Source organism: Mesorhizobium sp. M3A.F.Ca.ET.175.01.1.1, assembly GCF_004791945.1.
Taxonomy (GTDB): Bacteria; Pseudomonadota; Alphaproteobacteria; order Rhizobiales; family Rhizobiaceae; genus Mesorhizobium.
Window position 1 is genome coordinate 230,368 of record NZ_SRTP01000009.1, and the last position, 20,028, is coordinate 250,395.

The window sequence follows — 20,028 nt, forward strand, 5'->3', positions numbered from 1 at the left end:
GTTCAAGCGACCGGATAACTCCCGCTGCGCCTCGGCACGCTCTTGCCGTGGCGGCGGATTTCCGCCATGCCAAGGGCAGCACAGTCGAGCACCGTCACCCTGCTATCGGATAGTCCACCTTGGTCCAGTCGGCCCTGTTCTTCGCCCTCGGCTTCCTCTGCGCGGTCTTTCTGGTGTCGCTGGTCGCGCCCGCTATCTGGCGTCGCGCCGTCGTCCTGACGCGCCGGCGCCTCGAGCGCTCGATGCCGTTGACCCGGGCCGAGATCCAGGCGGACAAGGACCGGGTCCGGGCCGAGTTCGCAATGACGACGCGAAGGCTCGAGATGACCGTCAAGGGCCTGCAGGAGAAGGTGGCCGAGCAACTGGTCGAGATCGGCCGCGGCCAGGAGGCCCTGAAAGGGCTTGCAGTCGAGAGGAAGGACAAGGACCAGGCCCTGTCCGATCTTGGAGCCAAGAACCAGGAGCTTCAGCGGCGCGGGGAAGAGCTGCAGCGCCTTTCCGAAAAGCTGGCGCAGGCCGAGCGCGCGCTTGAAAAGCGGGGGCTGGAGCTCGAAAAGCTCGGGCAGATGTACGACGACGCCAGCTTTTCCTCCAGCAATCGCCAGATCGAGCTCGTGGCGCGGGAATCGGAGCTGGAAAAACTTGCCAGCGACATTGCAACGCTGCGCAGCCAACGCAAGGAAGCGGACCGGCGCAATCAGGAGATCGCAGCCGAGGGCAGGGTCGTGCGCGACGCGTTGAAAGCTGAGAAGAAGCGAGCCGCCGAACTGGACAAGAAAGTCGAGCGCCTGCTTGCGACGCTCGCCGATCGCGAGGAGAAGCTCGATCGGCAACAGAAGGCGCTCGCGCAGTTTCGCGAGCGCCCGAAACAGGAGGCCGCAAACGGCACCCGCCGCCCAGTCGGCGCAAGCGAGGGCGTCGAGCAGGCGATCGCAAAGCTCGAAGGCGATCGGGAGCGCCTCGAGGCGAGGCTGATGGCGCTCGCCCGCGAGAACAAGCGGCTGAAGACTGATCTCGCCGGTGCGGCCAGGCCAGGCAGCGATGCCGTTCAAGCCGGCGCGGCGCTGCGCGAACAAATGAACGAGTTGGCGGCGGAGGTCGTCAATCTGACCATGAGACTCGACGGACCGGATTCGCCGATCGCCAAAGCCCTGGCAACGTCCCGTGAAGGGCAACAAGGCGCCGGCGAGCGCGGCATCAGTCTTGCGGATCGCGTGAGGGCGCTGCAGAAGGCCGATCCGTCGACCTGAGACGCGCTGCTACCTCTTGGAAAAGTGATGCAGGGCGATCGCGGACGCAGCCGCGACATTGAGGCTGTCGAAGCCTTCCGCCATGCCGATCCGCAACGTGCGCAGGCGAGCAAGCAGATCTTCCGGCAGCCCCTCGCCCTCCGTGCCGAGATATAGCGCCAGTCGTGGCGGGCGGTCCGCGGAACGGATGTCGGTCTCGCCGCGCGGCGACAGCGCGAACTGGCTGAAGCCAAACCGATCAAGTGCTGCGGTGAAACCTGCGCTATCGCTGAAGGCGGCGAAGGGAACCTTCAGGGCCGCGCCGACTGAGACGCGGATCGCCTTGCGGTAAAGCGGATCGCAGCAAGTGGGATCGAGAAGCACGGCCTGCGCGCCGAAGGCTGCGGCGTTGCGAAAGATCGATCCCATGTTGTCATGATTGGATATGCCGACGAGAACGACGATCAGCGCGCTGGCGGGCATTCTCGCCAACAGGGCCTCGACGGGCTGGGGATCGCCGCGGCTGCCGATCGCCAGTATGCCGCGATGCATGTGGAAGCCGGCGATCCGGTCCATGACCTCGCCTGTGGCAACATAGACCGGGAAGTCCGCTGGGGCCTTGCGCAAGACGGGATCGAGTCCGGCCAGCCTGTTTTCGAGGATGAGAGCGGATTCGGCCGCGAAACGTCGGCTCGACAAGAGAAGATCGAGCACCACCTTGCCTTCCGCGACGAAGCGCCCATGGCGGCCGACGAGATCGCGCTCGCGAATATCGAGATAGGCGGCGACGCGCGGGTCGTGCGGATCGTCGATCGGGATGAGGTTCATGCGATGCTCGCCGGCGAGGAAATCGTCAGCGAGGTAGTGAAGGACAGAAGCGATCGTCAAGCCCCGGCGCGACGCATCCTATAGGCCATCTGGGAAAGATCGTCCTCGCCGAAAATGCCTTCCAGCATGCGAAGCAACTCGCGCACCGCGTCCGACTTGCAAGAATAATAGATCATCTGCCGGTCACGGCGCGTCTCGACGAGGTTCAGCGCCCTAAGCTTGGCGAGATGCTGCGAGAGCGCCGACTGGCTCAGTTGGACCTTTTCGGCGATGGCACCGACCGACATTTCACCGTCGATCAGGTAGCTCACGATCAGCAGCCGCTTCTCATTGCCCATGAGCGTCAGAAACGCGGCCGCCGGTTCGGCATTGGCGATTAGCTTGTTCGAGATCATAGATCCCCCATGAATTCCGGCTCATCCAAGGCGCCATGGGGGCAATGGAGCCTGATTCAATAAGTTCAGATTCGCATATGCGCCGCTGAATCAGCGCTGCAACGAAAGGTAGATCATTTCATCTAAATCTCAAGAGTTGCTTTTGATTCAAGACGATTAACTGTCGGTATGTGGCTAGCTGGCTGCGCGCGCGGTCCTGGCCATCTCGACCAGCATGGAGCGCAACTCACCCGCCGTTTCGAGAGGCTGGGGAAAAAAGACCCGGCAGGTCATGTCCGCGCAGGCGAGATCCATCCCGTCCGCATCGAAACCGGTAGCGATCCAGCCGTCGCCTTCGACCTTCGCGAAATGACGGGCATAGAGGGCGATCGCGTCGCTATGGTCTGCGTTCATGTGATCGAGCGCCGACTGTTCGCCGGCTGCCAAATCCTCGGCAAGGGGGCCGCTGGTGATGAAGTCGGTGCGATCGAGAAGATAAGCCTTGCCGAAGCCGCCGTTCAGGCTGGCGTGTTCGGCCTCGAGCCGGAACAGCGAGAAATCGCCAAGGCCGACGTAGAGTTTCGCCTTCGGATTGTGATTGAGGTAGCGCCGTTCGGCGCGGGCGTGATCGGGCGCCCCGCGGTCCAGGCGCCGTGCGCGGCATATCAAGGTCATGCGCGGATGCGCCAGCGGATCACCTTTGCCAGGCTCGCCGACGAGCAGCGAGCATCGCGGATCGGCAAGAAGGGCACCGGTGTGGGCCGAAAGCATCGAAACCAGGATCAGAGGCGTCCCGTCGACATCGGTCGCCAAGCCGACCCGGCTTGCCAAAGGCGAGCCGGTGCCGGGCTCGATCACGGCGAGCGCGCCGAAGCGGGCCGAGCGGAGCAGCGTCTTCGCCAGCCTGATCGCCCCGGCGTCGGTCTCGCGGATGACAGCCTTCTTCTGCTCGGGCAAAGCGCTCACCGCTGTAAGTTGATATTCATCATCCGGTTATCGGTCTAGAAGTCCCGATTTGACAAGGGCCGCGACGTCGCTCTCGAGCAAGCCGAACCGCTTTAGCACAAGCTCCGGCTGGCGATCGGCGGAGCTCGGCGCCACGGCAGGCTCAAGCACTGCAACGGAAAAGCGTGGCGCTGGGGCTGGCCGGTGCAGGGGACCGGAAGTCACGTAATTTTGCCGAGCGCGATTGTGCGGGTTGTCGCTTGCCTCGCTCAATGAAAGCACCGGCGCGACGCAGGCGTCGGTTGCAAAGAAATATCCGGCCCATTCGTCGCGTGTCTTTTGCCTGATCCTGGCGGCTATGGCGGCTCGCATCTGAGGCCAGGAGCTCCGGTCGTACTGGCTGTGGACGAAAGCGCGGTCGAGCGGCAGCAGGCTGGCGAATTCGGCGAAGAAGCGGGGTTCGAGACAGCCAATCGCAACATGCCGGCCGTCCGCCGTCTCATAGGTGTCGTAGAAGGGTGCGCCGGAATCGAGCAGGTTCTCACCGCGCCTGTCCTTCCATAAGCCCGCGGCCATAAAGGCGTGGATGGGTGCGGCCAACATCGCCGCGCCCTCAACCATCGCAGCGTCGATCACCTCGCCCTTGCCGGTGCGGGAACGCCGGAAGAGGGCGGCCAGCACGCCGGCGATCAGCATCATGGCGCCGCCGCCCTGGTCGGCGACGAGGTTGAGCGGCGGCACGGGCGGCGACCCTTGCCGGCCGAAGGCGTGCAGGAGGCCGGCATAGGCAAGATAGGTGATGTCGTGACCGGCTCGGCCGGAAAGCGGTCCATGCTGGCCGAACCCGGTCAAGCGGCCGTAGATCAGCGCCGGGTTGCGTTCGAGCGCCGCATCCGGCCCCAGGCCCAGCCGTTCCATGACCCCGGGACGGAAGCCTTCGAGGAGGATGTCGGCCTTCTCCACAAGGCGCAGCAACAGTTCGCCGCCACCCGGCCGTTTCAGATCGACGCGCAGGATGGCGCGGCCGTGGCGGTCCAGGTCGTACTCTTCCGGGAGCGGCAGAAGCGGTTGATCGCCACCGGTCCGCTCGATGCGCAGCACCTCTGCGCCCATCTCCGACAGCATCAATGCGGCGAGCGGCACCGGACCAAGGCCGGCCAATTCGATGACCTTCAGGCCGGCCAGCGGCCCGGTCTTCTCGGCGGTGACGCCGATGTTTGTCGGCGCTCCAGACATGCCGCTATTTCGGCGCCATGCGGATGGCGCCGTCGAGGCGGATCGTTTCGCCGTTCAGCATCTGGTTCTCGATGATGTGCAAGGCGAGCGCTGCATATTCGGAAGGTTCGCCGAGACGGGGCGGGAAGGGCACCGCGGCGCCCAGCGAATCCTGAACCTCCTGGGGCATTCCGGCCATCATCGGCGTCTTGAATATGCCGGGCGCGATGGTGCAGACGCGGATGCCGGAGCGAGCGAGATCGCGCGCCACCGGCAGCGTCATGGCGACGACGCCGCCTTTCGAGGCTGCATAGGCGGCCTGGCCGATCTGGCCGTCATAGGCGGCGACGGAAGCGGTGTTGACGATGACGCCACGCTCGCCGCCAGGCAAAGGATCGAGCTTCGCCGCACGATCGGCGACCAGACGGATCATATTGAAGGTGCCGATCAGATTGATCTCGATTACCTTGCGGAACTGGTCGAGCGGGTGCGGACCGTCCTTGCCGACCGTCTTCACGCCAATGGCGATGCCGGCGCAATTGACCAGGATGCGCGGCTCGCCGAGCGTCTTCGCCACCTCGGCGACGGCAGCCGTGCCGCTGTCGCCGCTGCTAACGTCGCATTGAACGGCGATGCCGCCGATATCGGCCGCCACTTTCGTCGCGCGCTCGATGCCGACGTCCAGTATGGCGACGCTGGCGCCCTGGGCAACAAGCGTGCGCGCCGTCGCCTCGCCGAGGCCAGAGCCGCCGCCGGTGACGATCGCGATCTGGCCATTGGGGTTCATGCCTGCATCCTCCCAGGATTTCGCGTCATGCTACGAGGCGCGCTGCTGGGACGCAATCTGAATGACCGGATCGATCGAGGCCTGCGGATTGACCGATGTCCGGCCCGCAGCCGGCGCCAGGTCCGCAACTCGCGCCGTGTCCGCATGGCAGACCTCTCCGGCAAAGCGGGCCACCGCGCCCGGCTTGATCTCATGGTGGAGCAGTCTGTCGAGATCGACCGGACGCGGCATGGTGACCTGGCCACGTGGAAACCGCTTGAAGCCGAGCGGACCATAATAGGGCTCGTCGCCGACCAGCATCACCGCCGGCGCGCCCGCCTTCGCCGCCGCTTCGACCGCGATCGCGACAAGCTTGCGACCGATGCCGAGATTCTTGAAGGCGGGACGAACGGCGAGCGGGCCGAGCATCATGGCGCGCCCGGCGCCGGCGGCAACGCGCGTCATGCGCACCGAGGCGACCACCGTGTCGCCGTCGACGGCGACAAAGGACATCGACCGGTCATGCCCACCGGACTCGCGGATCTTGTAGGCGGCGAGCACGAAACGGCCGGGGCCGAAGGCCTCCTCGTTGATGTCTTCGATTTGAGGATCATGCGCCGGGGTTTCCGGCAGGTATTTCACGTCGGCAAGGCTCATGGTCTTTGCGTTCCGGTATGCGAGGAAAGGTTGCTGCAAGCGGCAGCGTTCGCCAGTCAGCGCTTCATGAAGCGCGGGCGCCCTTTCGTCGTCGGTCGAACCGGATGGAGGCAAAGTCGAACATGGGCGCCTCCGCTACCATCAATTTCCTGCCTCCGCAATTGGCGCTTTCGACCTTTCTGCCGCCGCTTGACGGTCTGGTTGGTCGTTTGACGAACTGTTCAGCGTCTGTGGGCTTCGACAACCCCGCAATAGGCCTAAATACTGATGAAACGCACGAGGAGATTCCGCATGGGATTGCTGGTCGAAGGCAAGTGGACGGATCGGGCGCCGAGCGTCGACAGTGGCGGCAGGTTCGTGCGTGCGGAAGCGCAATGGCGCGATTGGGTGACGCGCGACGGCGCGCCGGCGGAGGGTCGCAAGCAGGGCTTCAAGGCCGAGCCTGGCCGCTACCACCTTTATGTCTCGCTTGCCTGTCCATGGGCGCACCGCACGCTGATCTTCCGCGCCTTGAAGAAGCTGGAAGGCATCATTTCCGTCTCTGTCGTGCATCATTTCATGGGCGAGAACGGCTGGACCTTCAAAGCCGAGGACGGTGCCACCGGCGATACGCTCTACGGGCTCGACTACCTCCACCAGATCTACGTCAAGGCCAATCCAGCCTATTCGGGCCGGGTGACGGTGCCGGTGCTCTGGGACAAAAGCCAGGAGACAATCGTCAGCAACGAGTCCTCCGAGATCATCCGGATGCTCAATTCCGCGTTCGACGATTGGGGAGACGCGAGCCGCGACTTCTACCCGAAGGCGCTGCGTTCCGAGATCGACAGGATCAATGCGCTGGTCTATCCGGCTATCAACAACGGCGTCTATCGCACCGGCTTCGCCACAACGCAGGAAGCCTATGAGGAGGCGTTCGGCGAGTTGTTCGGCGCTCTCGACATGGTGGAAGAGCGGCTGTCAAAACAGCGCTATCTGGTCGGCGATCGCCTCACCGAGGCCGACTGGCGGCTGTTCACGACCCTGGTCCGGTTCGATCCGGTCTATGTCGGCCACTTCAAATGCAATCTGCGCCGCATCGCCGACTATCCGAACCTGTCGAACTATCTGCGCGACCTTTATCAAGTGCGGGGCGTCTCAGCCACGGTCAACCTGCACCACATCAAGTCGCATTATTACGGCAGCCACAAATCGATCAACCCGACGGGGATCATTCCCTTGGGGCCCGAGCTGGACTATGCCGCGCCGCACGACCGCGGCAGGTTCAGGAAGGCGGCGTGAACTACCAGTAGGCCGAGGCCTTTTCCCCACCGAATATCTCGGCAACTCGCCGCAGGGTTGCGGGCGTCGTGCCTTCGGGCAAGCGGTCGAGCCGGAAGAAGCCGGCTTCGGCAATCTCACGGTCAGGGCGCTTCGGTGCGGTCTGACTGAAGGTCTCGATCAGATAAAGGGCGACATGATCGCGCCGGCTGGCGCGCCGGTTGAAATGCATCGACTTCAGGACCGGCGGCGCGGTGAGCGCGATGTTGCCTTCCTCGGCCAGTTCGCGCGCCAGCGCTTGAAGAAGCGTCTCGCCAACCTCGACGCCGCCGCCCGGCAATTGCCAGCCCGGAACATAGGTGTGGCGGATGAGGAAGATCGCGTTCGAGCCCCGGTCAAAGACCAGGCCGCGCACGCCAAGCGTCATCGGACGCCGCAACAGAAAATAGAGGTGGAACAGCTTCGCTCTCAACCCCGGCCAGCCGGTCTGGCGGAACGCTTCTTCTGGATCCGTAGCGCCGGTCATCCACGAAACCGCAAGCTGGCAGGAAACGGTGAGTAGAAAGGCCGAGCGGGGTCGCTTAAGAATGAGCTATGTTCAGGCTCGCGCATATTTCCGATGTCCATCTGGGGCCGCTGCCCGATGTAACCTATCGCGACCTCGCGTCCAAGCGCGTGCTGGGCTACGTCAACTGGCAACGCAACCGCCGTCGCCATATGCACGACGCGGTCATCGACTCGATCGTCGCCGACATCAAGGCCAATGCGCCCGACCACCTCGCCGTGACCGGCGATCTCGTCAACCTCGCCCTCGACGGCGAGATCGAGATGGCAAAGCACTGGCTGGAGACGCTCGGCTCGCCGAACGACGTGTCCGTGGTGCCCGGCAACCACGACGCCTATGTGCCGGGCGCGTTCGACAAGGTATGCCGTTCATGGGCGGCGTGGATGACGGGAGACGGGGTCAACAGTCCGGTCGACCGCAATTCCTTTCCCTATCTGCGCGTGCGCGGCAATGTCGCGCTGATCGGCGTCACGACGGCGCGCGCCACGGCTCCCTTCATGGCCAATGGCTTCTTCATGGAGGGTCAGGCAGACCGGCTCGGCAAGATCCTCGACAACACGTCTAAACAAGGGCTTTTCCGAGCCATCATGATCCATCATCCGCCGGTGCGTGGCGCGGTCTCGCAGCACAAGCGCCTGTTCGGCATTGCGCGGTTCAACAAGATCATTCGAGGGCACGGCGCCGAGCTTGTCCTGCATGGACATTCGCATCTGCCGACGCTGTTCACCGTTGGGACTCGTGGCGCCAAGGTCCCGGTGGTCGGCGTCGCCGCCGCCGGCCAGGCGCCCGGCGGCAAGCATCCGGCGGCGCAGTACAATTTGTTCGAAATCGACGGCGAACCGGGCCGTTGGGACATCCGGCTGACACGTCGCGGCCTGACCGGGCCGGCATTGCCGCCCTCGGACCTGCAGACGTTGGACCTTGCCGTGCCGGCCGAAACGGTTCGTCAGCTGGTCAGAAGCTGACCTTCATCTGGGCAATGCGGTCCCAGAACAGCACGAGCGAAACCGCCAGGCCGACCAGCGCGCCGGCGGCAATCAGGCCAAGGCCCGCGAAGAAGGTCGTCCAGCCGTTTCGCCGGGTCTCGGATTGGAGCGGCGGTTCGGCTTCCAGGACCGCCGCGCGATGCAGGCCAGGCGCGGCGCTTTGTGACACGCCTTCCATCATCCGCTGCCGCTCGACAACGCGCTCGGCCACGTAGCGCGTCACGGCATCGGCTACCGACTTCATGTCGGTGGATTCGGCCAGCACCACGCGGCCGATGCGCGTGTCCCTGAGGAACCGGTAGGTGCGGCGGTCGCGCCCCATGGCGACATGGCTCACGGCATCGATCCATAGCCGCGGCTGCAGGCCGGACGAAACGGTGAAGTCGAAATTGTCGATGTCCGCCGGCACCTCGGCGAAGACCGGCGCGAGCTCTCCGGCGATCAGATCGAGCCGCATGCGATGCGCCTCACGCATGTCGACCACCACGTCGTCGCGGTCGGCAAAGGCATTCTTGACGTCGCGGATCGCGTCCGCCAGCTTTCGCGACGGTTCGATGGGGGTGATTTTTTCGCCGCTGTCCATGGCGACTGCCTCGCTGTTGGTTAACAGCGAGTTAACACAGCCTACGACAAAATGCACGGCAGGACGGCTGGTCAGCTGGCGGCCGCGCCGAATGCCGGCCTCACACGCCTGCCGCGGCGTCTTGTGTTGCGGCGAACGACCTCAGCAATCAAGTCAGGCGCTTCCTCGACCAGCATGTGGCCGGCATCCAGCACGTGATGCAGATGGAAATGCGCCGGCAGGCTATCGGCCTGGCAGACGGGCAGAAGCGGATCCTCGGTTCCCCATACCACGATGACCGGCATGTCGAGCCTTTCCAGCCGTTCCCGCGGGATCATACCTTGGCGGCCATCCCTGGTCATCATCGCCGCCGTCTCGACAAGGCTCCGCGACTGACCTCGTCGCCCGCGCATCCGGCACAGCACGTCCAGCGTCTCGGCAGGAGGCACGCTCTGCGGTCCGGACATGGCGGCAAGGCAGGCGCGGATATTGTCCGCGTCGACCGCCGCAGCATAGCGGCGCAGCAACGGCGCGTTGATCTCCCGACCGAAACCGCCAGGCGCCAGAAGCGTCAGCGAGGCCACTTTTTCGGGCTCGGCAAGCGCCATCAACGTCGCGATGGCTCCGCCCATGGAATGGCCGACAAGGTGCACTTTTCCCAGACGGCGGTCTGCCAGATCCGCAAGGATGGTCAGTGCAGCCTGTTTGGCGCCGCCCGTTGCCTGACAATCCAGGGAAAGCCCGTGCCCCGGCATGTCATAGGCCAGCACCCTGACGGCCGGCAGCAGTGCGGCGATCACCGCGCGCCAGATCTCATGACAGCCACCGAAACCGTGCAGGAAGACGATCGTTTTCGGGCCAACGCCGCATTCGGCGGCATGAGGGTAGAGTGGCATGGACGGAGTTGGCTGGGGAGCAAAACGAGGAGCAATTGCCTGACCGTGGCTGGATGCTCCCTGGCCGGATCGTTAGCCAGTAAAATCTTCGCGATTGCTGGTCTGTCGTGACCGTCAGCTCGGGTTGCCGAGCCCTGCGGCACGCAAGGATTGCACCAGCCGGTCAATCAGGTCGGCGGGATACTTCCTGTCGGCGAAGGTCGCTCGGGGATCGGCGGCAAATTTAGGGAATTCGGCGGTGAGTTCGTTGACGAGCTCGCTTGCGAGCTTGTCACGGCCGGAAATCTTGGCGCCGATCAGGCGTGCGGCCAGATAATGCGACTTCGATGCCGTCGTTCTGAGCGACTCGCTGGCAATCGCGGCCCTTTTCATGTCGCCCTGCATAAAGGCGCCGATAAAAAGACCGTAGTCCCACCAGGTCGGATGGCCGCTGAAGGCGTCGACGGCATGGCCGAGGATCGGTGTGCCTTCCTGGTACTTGCCGGCGAAGATGAGGCCGTAGCCATAGGCAGCGGCCATGCCGAGATCGTATGGATTGAGTTCATAGGCCTTGCGCATCCAGCGGATCGCCTCGTCGGTATTGCCGAGGCGAGAATTGATGTAGCCGTAGGCGCGATGGGCATGCGGGCTCATCGGTCCCATCTGGATGGCGCGATGGGCAAACGACATTGCCTGCTCGATCGACGTTACGGGCGGGTAGGCGTAGTGATCGGTGACGGCCTCCAAATGCAGGGAAGCCAGCTCCGAATAGACGAGCGACGACTTGGTGCTCTGGCTGACGAGCTTCTCCAGGCAACGATAGGCCGCTTCGTGGCTCTTGGCGCTCTGGTCGAGATAATAACGATCGTCGAGCACCAGGCATTGGATCTGGCTGGTCTGGACTCCGCTCTGGTCGATGTAGCTGTAGATCAGGCCGGAGGCGGGAATGGTCGACGTCAGAAGGCCGGCGATGCTGCCTTCGACCGCTGAAGGCGCGTTTTCGGCCGGGGTCAGGTTGCGCGACAGGAGAACGCGTCCGGTCGCAACGCTTTGCAGTTCCACAGTCACGTCGCCGCTGTCAGGTCCGGGCGTGACTTCGAAAACGAAGCTGATCGGATCAGCCGTTTCATCGCGGCTTGCGTCGGCGTCACGTCCGATGAAGTCGATCGTGTCGAAGCCGGCAAGTCCGGCGCGCAGCGAAAGGGCGACACGGGCTGCTTCCGGGCCCTCGGCTCTGAGGGCTATGTAGATGAGCGGCAAGCCGTCAAAGGCGGCTGAGGCAGGGGCGGTCGGCGTGCCGGCAGTCTGGACCGGCACGACCTTGTCGCTGCCGCCGGCGAAGATGTGGCCGCCCTGACGAAAGATGAGCAAACCCAGCATGGCGATGACGAGAACCATGGCGGCCCAGAAGAATCGCAATTGGCGCGTCAGCGACGGCGCGGCAGTGGTGGTCATCAGCGGCGCGGCGTCCGCTGCCGCCAAGGTCTCGAACCGGTCCGGCGCGGGCTCTACAACGTCGGTTGGCGGCGAGGCGCTCTTGCCGGGCTTGGCATGCTCGGCTTCGGCCGGCAGGCGGATGCCATTCAGCTCATAGGAAGGGACATAGCCGCCGCGAGGGATGGCGATGCGCACCGGCTCGGCAACGCCCTCGTTGTCGAAATAATGCGCCAACAGCTCGCGCAGCCGCCCGGCCTGGACCCTGACCACGGCATCGGTCGCAGGATCGAAATCCCGATCCTTGCCGAAGACATCCATGGCGATGGAGAGGCCCTTGAGCCTGTCGCCTTCGCCGGCCTGCTCGCGCTCGACCAGGTAGCGTAACAGCCGGCGCGCGCGCTCGGACCGTCCGAACGTTTCGCTGGCAAGCAGTCGCTCCAATGTCTCGCGCACTGCGGGGGCGGCAGGCGTGGCAGGCTCCAAGTGTCGATCCTTCCGAAGTCGGCACAGGTTAGGGCGCGATCATATAGGGCCCGGGCCGGCACACAAGAATGCTTGTATTATGCGATCGCGTAAGCCACGGGAAAGTTCCCGCTCGGTTAACGAAGTGGCGGGCATCTGTTCCGAGAGCCGGCGCGCTCTCGCGAACGCGCCGCGCCCAAGGGCTTGAATGATCAGCCGGCCTTGCGCTCGAGGATGCGGTTGGCGGCCGAAACCACCGCCTCCAGCGAGGCGGCGACGATGTTGGTGTTTATCCCGGCGCCGAACAGCTTGCCGGCCGGATGTTCCATCTCGACATAGGAGATGGCCGAGGCATTGGAGCCGCGCTGGAGCGAATGCTCGGAATAGTCGAGAACCGACATCTCGATGCCGATATGACGCGACAGCGCGTCGATGAAGCCATCGATCGGGCCAGTTCCGGTCCCGGTGATAGTCACTTCCCTGCCGTTGTCGAGGATGACCGCCTCGACCACGCGCCGGCCTTTGACCTCGGTATCGGGATAGGTCTGGTGATCGAGGAATTTCAGCCGCGCGCCGGGCTGATCGACATAGGTCTCGAGGAAACGGTCATGGATGCGCTTGCCCGGAACCTCCTTGCCTTCCGCGTCGGTGATCGCCTGGATGTCCTGGCTGAACTCGATCTGCAGGTTGCGCGGCAGGTTGAGGCCGTAATCGGCATGCAGCACATAGGCGATGCCGCCCTTGCCGGATTGCGAGTTGATGCGGATGATCGCCTCATAGGTGCGGCCGACATCGGCCGGGTCGATCGGCAGATAAGGCACTTCCCAGACCGGTGTGTTGGCCTTGCGCAGCGCCTTCATGCCCTTGTTGATGGCGTCCTGGTGCGAGCCGGAGAAAGCGGTATAGACGAGCTCGCCGACATAGGGATGGCGCTCCGGAATCTTCAACTGGTTCGAATATTCGTAGACGTCCTTCATCCGGTTGATGTCGGAGCAGTCGAGCTCGGGATCGACGCCCTGCGTGTACATGTTGAGCGCCAGGGTGACGATGTCGACATTGCCGGTGCGCTCGCCATTGCCGAACAGCGTTCCCTCGACACGGTCGGCGCCTGCCATCAGGCCAAGCTCGGTGGTGGCGACGCCGGTGCCGCGGTCGTTGTGCGGGTGCAGTGAGATGATCAGGTTCTCGCGATTGTCGAGGTTGCGGCACATCCATTCGATGCGATCGGCATAGACGTTGGGCGTCGACATCTCGACGGTCGAGGGCAGGTTGATGATCAGCTTGTTCTCCGCCGTCGGCTTCACGATCTCGGTGACGGCGTTGCAGATCTCCAGCGCGACCTCGAGCTCGGTCCCGGTGAAGCTTTCCGGCGAATATTCGAAGCGGTAGCCGCCGCCCGCCTTGGCCGCCATGTCGGTGATCATCTTGGCGGCGTCGGTGGCGATCCGCTTGATGCCGGGCACGTCCTTCTCGAAGACGACGCGGCGCTGCAACTCGCTGGTCGAGTTGTAGAAATGCACGATCGGCCGATGCGCGCCCTTCAGCGCCTCGAAGGTGCGCGTGATCAGCTCGGGCCGGCACTGCACCAGCACCTGCAGCGATACGTCCCGGGGCACGCCACCTTCCTCGATGCACCAGCGGGCGAAATCGAAGTCGGTCTGCGAAGCCGAGGGAAAGCCGATCTCGATCTCCTTGAAGCCCATGTCGAGCAGCAGCGCGAACATACGCGCCTTGCGCTCGTGGCCCATCGGGTCGATCAGTGCCTGGTTGCCATCGCGCAGGTCGACCGAGCACCAGATCGGCGCCTTTTCGATGACCTTGGCCGGCCAGGTCCGGTCGGTGAGGCCGACGGTGGGGTAGGGTTGGTATTTACGGGCTGCCTCCGGCATGTGGCCGGCCGTGCGCTTCTCGCTTTCAGCCTCGCCGGCGCGAATTTCTTCTCTTGCGTTCATCGTCGTTTCTCCGGACGGCTCGCATGCCCGCCTTGGGCGGGTTGGTGGCGAGCGTCGCCTCTACCAGAATTTCGTTCGCTTGATGTGACTTTGCCAAGGAGCGTGCGCCTCTAGCGGCGGGCATCGACCGCCGGGCGCTCCTTCAGCGAGCCCGGCGATCGCCGATAAGGCCGAGAAGAAGCAGGGTCGAAGCGAGCGCGCGCACGGTCTCGCCGGCAAAGCCGGTGCGAGAGGAAGCGACGAAGCGGGTACGCGTAGCCATGGCGGTCTCTTACAGGAGCGGCTTTCCGGAGGCAAGTGCCGCCCTGCCGAACGGATCGCGGGCTCTTCCCCGCATCAGGCAAATACGCCACACTTGCCCGACGCGGTCCATCGTGGCCCGGAGGAGGTCGTGCATGAATTTCGTGTTCTTCTCGCCGCATTTTCCGGCCAACGGCGCCGATTTCTGCGACCGGCTGAAGAAGGCCGGCGCCACCGTGCTCGGTATTGGCGATGCTCCTTATGAAACGCTGAGCGGCAAGCTCAAGGCGGCGCTTTCCGAGTATTACCGCGTGGCGGACATGGAGGACTACGACACGGTGTTCCGGGCGATGGGACATTTCATCCACAAGTGGGGCCGTATCGATCGCTTCGAGTCCCTCAACGAGCATTGGCTGGAACTCGAGGCCAACATCCGCACCGACTTCAACGTCTTCGGCACCAAGCTCGATTTCGTGAAAAACCTGAAGCGCAAGAGCCGCATGCGCGCGTTCTTTCGCAAGAGCGGCGTCGAGACCATTCCGCAGCGCAAATGCTCCGACCGTGCCGGCGCCATGACCTTCATCCGGCGGGTTGGCTATCCGGTGGTGGTGAAGCCGGATTCAGGTTCCGGCGCCTCGAACACGTTCAAGATCTCCAACGCAAAAGAACTAGACCAGTTCTTCAAGGACAAGCCCGAGGGGGTCAGCTTCGTCATGGAGCAGTTCATCGAGGGCCTGGTGGTGACCTTCGACGGGCTGGTCAACCGCGACGGCGAGGTGGTGCTGGCGGCCAGCCACCGCTACGACCAGAGCGTCATGGAGGTGGTCAACCGCGACCGCCATATGAGCTACACCTGCTTCCCCGAGATCACGCCGGCGGTGGAGCAGGCAGGCCGAAAGATCCTCAAGGCGTTCGACGTGCGCGAGCGCTTCTTCCACATCGAGCTGTTCGAGACCAGCGACAAGCGCATCATCGCGCTGGAGGTCAACATGCGCCCGCCCGGGGCCTGGATGACCGACGCAATCAACTACACCTTCGACATCGACGTCTATGCGGCATGGGCCGAGATGGTGGTCAAGAACGCTGCCGGCGGTCCCTACAAGGGCAAGTATTTCACCGCCTATGCCAGCCGCAAACGGCATGTCGACTATTTGCACAGCCATGAGGACGTGCTAGCCGCCCACGGCGACAAGATCGTCCACCACCAGGCCATCGAAGAGGTTTTCAGCCGCGCCATGGGCAACTACGCCTACCAGATGCGTTCGAAGGACCCGAAGGCGCTGCGCCAGGCGGTCGACTATATCCACGCGGAAAAGGCATGAGCGATGGACGTCTCCTACCATAAGGGACATGCCCGCAACCTTGGCCGAGACATGGAATACAAGCGCTACGGCCATGCCGGACGGCCGGTGGTGGTGTTCCCGACCTCGCAGGGGCGCTTCTACCAGTTCGAGGATTCGGGCGGCGTCGGCGCGCTCAGCGAATTCATCGACACTGGCCGCATCCAGCTGTTCACACTCGACGGGATCGATTCGGAATCCTTCTTCGACAAGCATGGTGATGCGACCCATCGCATCGCGCGCCACGAGGCGTATTTCCGCTATGTGCGCGAGGAGGCGCTGCCGGAACTTTCGGCGGTTGCCGCCAAGGCCAATGGCGGGCGCACGCTGAAGCCGCTGTTCTGCGGCTGCTCGATGGGCGGTTACCACTCGTCGAATTTCGTCTTCCGCTTCCCGGAGCTGGCGAGCGGCGTGATCTCATTGTCAGGCGTCTATTCGACCCGCGACTTCTTCGGGCGGATGCTCGAGGGCAATGTCTACTTCAACTCGCCGCTCGACTATCTGCCCGGCATCGTCGACCAGAAGCTGCTCGGGCGGCTGCGCGCCCTACGACTGATCTTCTGTTGCGGGCAGGGCGCGTGGGAGGAGCGCATGCTGGTCGAAACGCGCGAGCTGGAGCAGGTGCTGCGCGACAAGTCCATTCCGGCCTGGGTGGATTATTGGGGCGGCGACGTCAGCCATGACTGGCCATGGTGGCACAAGCAACTCGTCTATTTCTTCGGCCGCTGGCTGGATGACGACCTGATGAAGCGATTGGACTGATGCCAAGGCGTCGGTGACATGACCTTTTCGCTGGGCGCCGATCGGATCGCCTTCTGCAACTGAAGCCGTCGTGCCGGTCATCCGCCGATATTGATCTAAAAATATGACTGTTCCTGTCATCTTTTTGTGGAAACATCGCAGACGCTGTGGCATGCCCGCCGGGACGATGGCATCGGCCTGAGGGCCGATCGCCTCCACCTTTGTCGAAAGGCCTGGCGATGGTTCAGCTCAGCGCGCAAACCCATATCCGAAACGACGGGATCCAGGCGGTCATGGACAGGCTGCGCGCCGAGCACAGCGTCTGCGAAATCGAAATCGGCCACGCGGATCAGTGGGCGCTCCGTATGCATTACGGCTCGCTGCATGCCGCTGCCGAGGAGGGGGGCATGCTGATCCGGGTCGCCGCCCAGGACGAGACCTGCTTGGCCTATATGAAGATGATCGTTGCTGGTCACATAGCCGGGCAGTTGGGGACGACGAACGGCCTGCGCTGGCAGGGTGACGGCAGCCATGCCGGCACACCCGTCTTCTTCCGCGAGATCAGCGTGCAATCCTCGACGCGGCTGTCGCCGCACATGCAGCGCGTGCGCTTCGCGGGCCGCGATCTCGGCCGTTTCGCCCATGGCGGGCTGCATGTGAGGCTCCTGCTGCCGCCCGCCGGTCGACAGCCGGTGTGGCCGTTGATGGGCGTCGACGGGATGATGGTGTGGCCTTCGGGCGAGGACGCGCTCACGGTCCGGGTCTACACGATCCGGGCGCTGGACGTCGCCGGCGGTTGGCTCGACATCGATTTTGTGCTGCATCCAGGCACCGAAACGCCGGCGGCGGATTTCGCGCTGAGCGCGCGGGCCGGCGACGTCGTCGGCATGATCGGTCCCGGCGGCGGCGGCGTCCCGGAGGCGCAAAATCTGCTTCTCCTCGGCGATGACACGGCGCTGCCGGCCATTGGCAGAATCCTGGAGGAAATTCCGCCGTCGATCCGCGCCGAGGTCCTTGTCGAGGTCGATGGTCCGGAGGACCGGATTGCGCTTACGGAAGACGACAACATCGCCGTCAACTGGCTCTACCGGCAGGGCCAAGAGGCCGGCACGGCCGGTCTCTTGCCGGCCGCGCTGCGCGAGCGCGGGCCTTCGGCCGGAGATTTCTATGTTTGGGCCGGGTGCGAGTTTTCCGACTTCCGCGAGATCCGAAAAATCCTGCGCAAGGAATGGGGCCTGCCGCGCGAGCGGCATCTGGCCACCGCCTATTGGCGCCGGGGTGCGCAGGGCGCAGAGGGCGGCGAGGAGTAGTCGCCGCCCCCCACCAGATCAGAAGCGGTAGCGCAGGCTCCCGAACAGCGAGCGGCCTTCGTCGCGGTAGCAATAGCCTGCGGAGCAGATCGTCTGCTGGTTGTCGAACAGGTTCTTGGCGTTGACCTGAAGTTTCACGCCTTCCAGCTTGGCATTGCGATAGCCGAAATCGTAGGACAGCGAGGCATCGACGAAGGCGCGCGCGTCGTTCTTGAAAGTGTTGGTGTCGTCGCCGTAACTGGCGCCGGCGAAGCGCAGGCCGGTGCCAAGGCCCAGTCCCCCCAGCGCGCCGTTCTCGAACTGGTAGTGGCCCCAGAGCGACAGGATATGGTTCGGCGTTGCCGAGAGCTCCTTGCCGACCGTGCCTTCCGCGCCACGCTCGATCTTCATGCGCAGATAGGTGTAGGAGGCGATGAAGCTGAAGCCGTTGGCGAGGGAGGCATTTCCCTCCAGCTCGAAACCGCGCGAGTTGAGGTCAAGCTGACGCTGCTTGTTGATGGCGGTCGAGGCATCGAAGACGACGCCGTCCTGCTGGTGGATGTCGAACAGGGCGGCGCTGACCGTGGCATTGCGGTCCGGTATCTCGTATTTGACGCCGATCTCCTTCTGCGTCGCAATGGTCGGCCGGGCGACGTGGCTGACGTCGCTGTTGATGTCGTCATAGACGAAGCCGATGTTGGGCGAGAACGAGGTCGAGTAGTTCACGTAGGGCGTGATGCCCCATTCGGTCTGGTAGGAGAGGCCGACCCGGCCGGAAAAGGCGCTGTCCTTCTGCCTCGACTGGCTGGAATCGGCAGCAGTGGAAGTGGTGTCCACCCAGTCGTAGCGGCCGCTGGCGAACAGGGTGAAGTCGTTCCACTCCATCTGGTCGTGCAGATAGGTGCCGAGCTGGTTCATCCGCTGGCCGCCATAGTAGGGAACCGGCGCGGATTCGATGTCTTCGACGGAGACGAAGGACACGCCGCTGCCGGCGTCATAGTTCGACCACGCATAGTCGAGGCCGGCGATCGCGGTGTGCCTGATCGGCCCAGTGTCGAACTCGAACTGCGCCATGTTGTCGACGACGAAGTTCTTCATCTTCTCGGTATAGTGGCCCCAGTAGCGCTGCAGCGGCTGGTTGGCCCCGATCGAATAGTGGCCGCTATACTCGATGTCGCTGTCGACGGCGTCGTAGCGCAGGTTCTGCCGTACCGTCAGCACGTCGTTGAAGCGGTGCTCGAACTCATAGCCGAGGCGGCCCTGGTCTTGGCTGAAATCGTTCCAGGCAGGATCGCCTTCATAGACATTCGACAGCACGCCATAGGCCGAATTGTAGAAGGCCGCGGTGCCGCCGGTGACGGACTTCGAATATTCGCCGAGAATGGTGAGCTTGGTGTCCTCGTCCGGCTTGAAGGTGAAGGCCGGCGCCAGATAGAGCTTGTCGTCGGGATAGGCAGGCAGGTCTGTCTCGCTCAGGCGGCCGAGGCTGGTGAAGCGGTAAAGCAGGCTGCCGTCGCCGTTCACCGGGCCGGAGGCATCGAGTGCAGCCTGAAAGCGGTTGTGCTCGCCGGCCAGCAATTCGATCTCGTGGAACGGCTCGTCCTTGGGGCGCTTGGTGACGACATTGACGATGCCGCCGGGCCCGCTGATGCCATAGAGCGAGGACGCAGGGCCCTTGAGAATGGTCACGCCCTCGATGCCGTAGGGCTCGGTCTTGAACCAGGCCGAAGGTCCGTTGTACTGGCGCAGCCCGTCACGGAACATGCCGTTGTAGAAGGCCTGGAAGCCGCGCAGGAAGAAGGCGTCGTAGCGGGTGTCGAAGCCGAAGCTGTTGGGATTGGCGCTCGCCGTGTAGCCCAGCGCATCGTTCAGCGTGCGCGGCTTCTGATCCTCGATCTGCTTCTGAGTGACGACCGAAACCGCCTGCGGGATCTTGGCGATCGGCGTATCAATCTTGGTGCCGATGCGGTCCTTGGCGACATAACCGTCCTGCACGAGGATATCATCGCTCTCGGCGGTGACGTCGATGTTGCCGAGCACCGTGGCGTCGGCGCTGTCCTGCGCTGCGGCCGGTAACGCCTGGCTAAGCACGGCGGCTCCGGCCAGCACTGCTATTTCCTGGCGCCATGTCGTCGGCCGTTTGCGCATCAACTCGTCTCCACTGTCCCATGCTTGATTGCGATCCCGCGCTCTCAAATATGAGTATAAGAGTCAAGTATTTTTTGCGCCTGTTGAGATATCGGCCCGTACTGCCGCCAAAGCACTTTGGTCGGGCGCGTCGGAGGGCGATTGTTCGGAAGCTGTTTAG

18 protein-coding genes are annotated in these 20,028 nt (G+C 63.8%); 6 read left to right on the forward strand and 12 right to left on the reverse strand.

What is annotated here, in order from left to right:
* Window positions 1–119: 119 nt before the first annotated feature.
* A complete protein-coding gene (locus tag EN818_RS21065) occupies window positions 120–1,250 on the forward strand; it encodes a hypothetical protein (protein ID WP_095809335.1) in 1,131 nt (376 codons plus the stop codon).
* Window positions 1,251–1,259: 9 nt separating this feature from the next.
* On the opposite strand, the gene EN818_RS21070 is transcribed toward EN818_RS21065, so the two are convergent.
* From EN818_RS21070 to EN818_RS21095, 6 genes are all read right to left on the reverse strand, one after another.
* Window positions 1,260–2,057 carry an RNA methyltransferase gene (locus EN818_RS21070; protein ID WP_095809363.1) on the reverse strand — a complete coding sequence of 266 codons (798 nt, stop codon included), beginning with the start codon at window positions 2,055–2,057 and terminating at the stop codon, window positions 1,260–1,262.
* Between the two features lie 56 nt (window positions 2,058–2,113).
* On the reverse strand, window positions 2,114–2,452 hold the full coding sequence (locus tag EN818_RS21075; RefSeq protein WP_095809336.1) for a metalloregulator ArsR/SmtB family transcription factor: 339 nt from the start codon (window positions 2,450–2,452) through the stop codon (window positions 2,114–2,116).
* Between the two features lie 174 nt (window positions 2,453–2,626).
* A complete protein-coding gene (locus EN818_RS21080; RefSeq protein ID WP_095809337.1) occupies window positions 2,627–3,388 on the reverse strand; it encodes a HugZ family protein in 762 nt (253 codons plus the stop codon).
* A 36-nt stretch (window positions 3,389–3,424) separates the two neighbouring features.
* A complete protein-coding gene (locus tag EN818_RS21085; RefSeq protein ID WP_095809338.1) occupies window positions 3,425–4,612 on the reverse strand; it encodes a CaiB/BaiF CoA-transferase family protein in 1,188 nt (395 codons plus the stop codon).
* A 4-nt stretch (window positions 4,613–4,616) separates the two neighbouring features.
* On the reverse strand, window positions 4,617–5,378 hold the full coding sequence (locus EN818_RS21090; protein WP_095809339.1) for a 3-hydroxyacyl-CoA dehydrogenase: 762 nt from the start codon (window positions 5,376–5,378) through the stop codon (window positions 4,617–4,619).
* 30 nt (window positions 5,379–5,408) lie between these two features.
* Entirely contained in the window at window positions 5,409–6,014 is a 606-nt protein-coding gene (locus EN818_RS21095) for an N-acetyltransferase (protein ID WP_095809364.1), read from the reverse strand.
* Window positions 6,015–6,305: 291 nt separating this feature from the next.
* Between EN818_RS21095 and EN818_RS21100 the strand changes: the two genes are divergently transcribed.
* The gene (locus EN818_RS21100) at window positions 6,306–7,292 is read left to right on the forward strand and encodes a glutathione S-transferase family protein (RefSeq protein WP_129553828.1); all 987 of its coding nucleotides are present in this window, start codon (window positions 6,306–6,308) and stop codon (window positions 7,290–7,292) included.
* 1 nt (window position 7,293) lies between these two features.
* Here the strand turns inward: EN818_RS21100 and EN818_RS21105 are convergent, their stop codons facing one another.
* Entirely contained in the window at window positions 7,294–7,797 is a 504-nt protein-coding gene (locus EN818_RS21105) for an NUDIX domain-containing protein (protein WP_095809341.1), read from the reverse strand.
* Window positions 7,798–7,865: 68 nt separating this feature from the next.
* On the opposite strand from EN818_RS21105, the gene EN818_RS21110 reads away from it, so the two are divergent.
* Window positions 7,866–8,801, forward strand: coding sequence for a metallophosphoesterase (locus EN818_RS21110; protein WP_095809342.1), 936 nt, complete (start codon window positions 7,866–7,868; stop codon window positions 8,799–8,801).
* Here the strand turns inward: EN818_RS21110 and EN818_RS21115 are convergent.
* The 4 genes from EN818_RS21115 to leuA all read right to left on the reverse strand — a co-directional run bounded on the left by EN818_RS21115 (window position 8,791) and on the right by leuA (window position 14,110).
* A complete protein-coding gene (locus EN818_RS21115; RefSeq protein ID WP_095809343.1) occupies window positions 8,791–9,405 on the reverse strand; it encodes a hypothetical protein in 615 nt (204 codons plus the stop codon). The genes EN818_RS21110 and EN818_RS21115 overlap by 11 nt on opposite strands.
* 71 nt (window positions 9,406–9,476) lie before the next feature.
* Complete coding sequence (locus EN818_RS21120; RefSeq protein ID WP_095809344.1) at window positions 9,477–10,280, reverse strand: alpha/beta fold hydrolase; 804 nt, start codon at window positions 10,278–10,280, stop codon at window positions 9,477–9,479.
* A gap of 114 nt (window positions 10,281–10,394) precedes the next feature.
* Window positions 10,395–12,179: a hypothetical protein gene (locus tag EN818_RS21125; RefSeq protein ID WP_095809345.1), complete on the reverse strand. Its 1,785-nt coding sequence runs from the start codon at window positions 12,177–12,179 to the stop codon at window positions 10,395–10,397.
* A gap of 191 nt (window positions 12,180–12,370) precedes the next feature.
* Window positions 12,371–14,110: a 2-isopropylmalate synthase gene (gene leuA, locus EN818_RS21130; protein ID WP_095809346.1), complete on the reverse strand. Its 1,740-nt coding sequence runs from the start codon at window positions 14,108–14,110 to the stop codon at window positions 12,371–12,373.
* Between the two features lie 395 nt (window positions 14,111–14,505).
* Here leuA and EN818_RS21140 point away from each other — a divergent pair, with 395 nt between their 5' ends.
* From EN818_RS21140 to EN818_RS21150, 3 genes are all read left to right on the forward strand, one after another.
* Window positions 14,506–15,672 carry an ATP-grasp domain-containing protein gene (locus EN818_RS21140; RefSeq protein ID WP_095809348.1) on the forward strand — a complete coding sequence of 389 codons (1,167 nt, stop codon included), beginning with the start codon at window positions 14,506–14,508 and terminating at the stop codon, window positions 15,670–15,672.
* Window positions 15,673–15,675: 3 nt separating this feature from the next.
* Window positions 15,676–16,452 (forward strand): esterase family protein, encoded by a 777-nt coding sequence (locus EN818_RS21145; RefSeq protein WP_095809349.1) that lies wholly within the window; start codon window positions 15,676–15,678, stop codon window positions 16,450–16,452.
* A gap of 272 nt (window positions 16,453–16,724) precedes the next feature.
* The gene (locus EN818_RS21150) at window positions 16,725–17,741 is read left to right on the forward strand and encodes a siderophore-interacting protein (RefSeq protein ID WP_245420708.1); all 1,017 of its coding nucleotides are present in this window, start codon (window positions 16,725–16,727) and stop codon (window positions 17,739–17,741) included.
* Window positions 17,742–17,759: 18 nt separating this feature from the next.
* Here EN818_RS21150 and EN818_RS21155 read toward each other — a convergent pair whose 3' ends face one another.
* Window positions 17,760–19,868: a TonB-dependent siderophore receptor gene (locus tag EN818_RS21155; protein ID WP_135904623.1), complete on the reverse strand. Its 2,109-nt coding sequence runs from the start codon at window positions 19,866–19,868 to the stop codon at window positions 17,760–17,762.
* Between the last annotated feature and the right edge of the window lie 160 nt (window positions 19,869–20,028).

Coding starts and splice junctions, on each gene's coding strand:
- EN818_RS21085 (WP_095809338.1), bottom strand. CDS start 4,612: ATGTCTGGAGCGCCGACAAACATCGGCGTCACCGCCGAGAAGACCGGG.
- EN818_RS21155 (WP_135904623.1), bottom strand. CDS start 19,868: ATGCGCAAACGGCCGACGACATGGCGCCAGGAAATAGCAGTGCTGGCC.
- EN818_RS21120 (WP_095809344.1), bottom strand. CDS start 10,280: ATGCCACTCTACCCTCATGCCGCCGAATGCGGCGTTGGCCCGAAAACG.
- EN818_RS21140 (WP_095809348.1), top strand. CDS start 14,506: ATGAATTTCGTGTTCTTCTCGCCGCATTTTCCGGCCAACGGCGCCGAT.
- EN818_RS21075 (WP_095809336.1), bottom strand. CDS start 2,452: ATGATCTCGAACAAGCTAATCGCCAATGCCGAACCGGCGGCCGCGTTT.
- EN818_RS21100 (WP_129553828.1), top strand. CDS start 6,306: ATGGGATTGCTGGTCGAAGGCAAGTGGACGGATCGGGCGCCGAGCGTC.
- EN818_RS21090 (WP_095809339.1), bottom strand. CDS start 5,378: ATGAACCCCAATGGCCAGATCGCGATCGTCACCGGCGGCGGCTCTGGC.
- leuA (WP_095809346.1), bottom strand. CDS start 14,110: ATGAACGCAAGAGAAGAAATTCGCGCCGGCGAGGCTGAAAGCGAGAAG.
- EN818_RS21070 (WP_095809363.1), bottom strand. CDS start 2,057: ATGAACCTCATCCCGATCGACGATCCGCACGACCCGCGCGTCGCCGCC.
- EN818_RS21110 (WP_095809342.1), top strand. CDS start 7,866: ATGTTCAGGCTCGCGCATATTTCCGATGTCCATCTGGGGCCGCTGCCC.
- EN818_RS21095 (WP_095809364.1), bottom strand. CDS start 6,014: ATGAGCCTTGCCGACGTGAAATACCTGCCGGAAACCCCGGCGCATGAT.
- EN818_RS21150 (WP_245420708.1), top strand. CDS start 16,725: ATGGACAGGCTGCGCGCCGAGCACAGCGTCTGCGAAATCGAAATCGGC.
- EN818_RS21145 (WP_095809349.1), top strand. CDS start 15,676: ATGGACGTCTCCTACCATAAGGGACATGCCCGCAACCTTGGCCGAGAC.
- EN818_RS21115 (WP_095809343.1), bottom strand. CDS start 9,405: ATGGACAGCGGCGAAAAAATCACCCCCATCGAACCGTCGCGAAAGCTG.
- EN818_RS21105 (WP_095809341.1), bottom strand. CDS start 7,797: ATGACCGGCGCTACGGATCCAGAAGAAGCGTTCCGCCAGACCGGCTGG.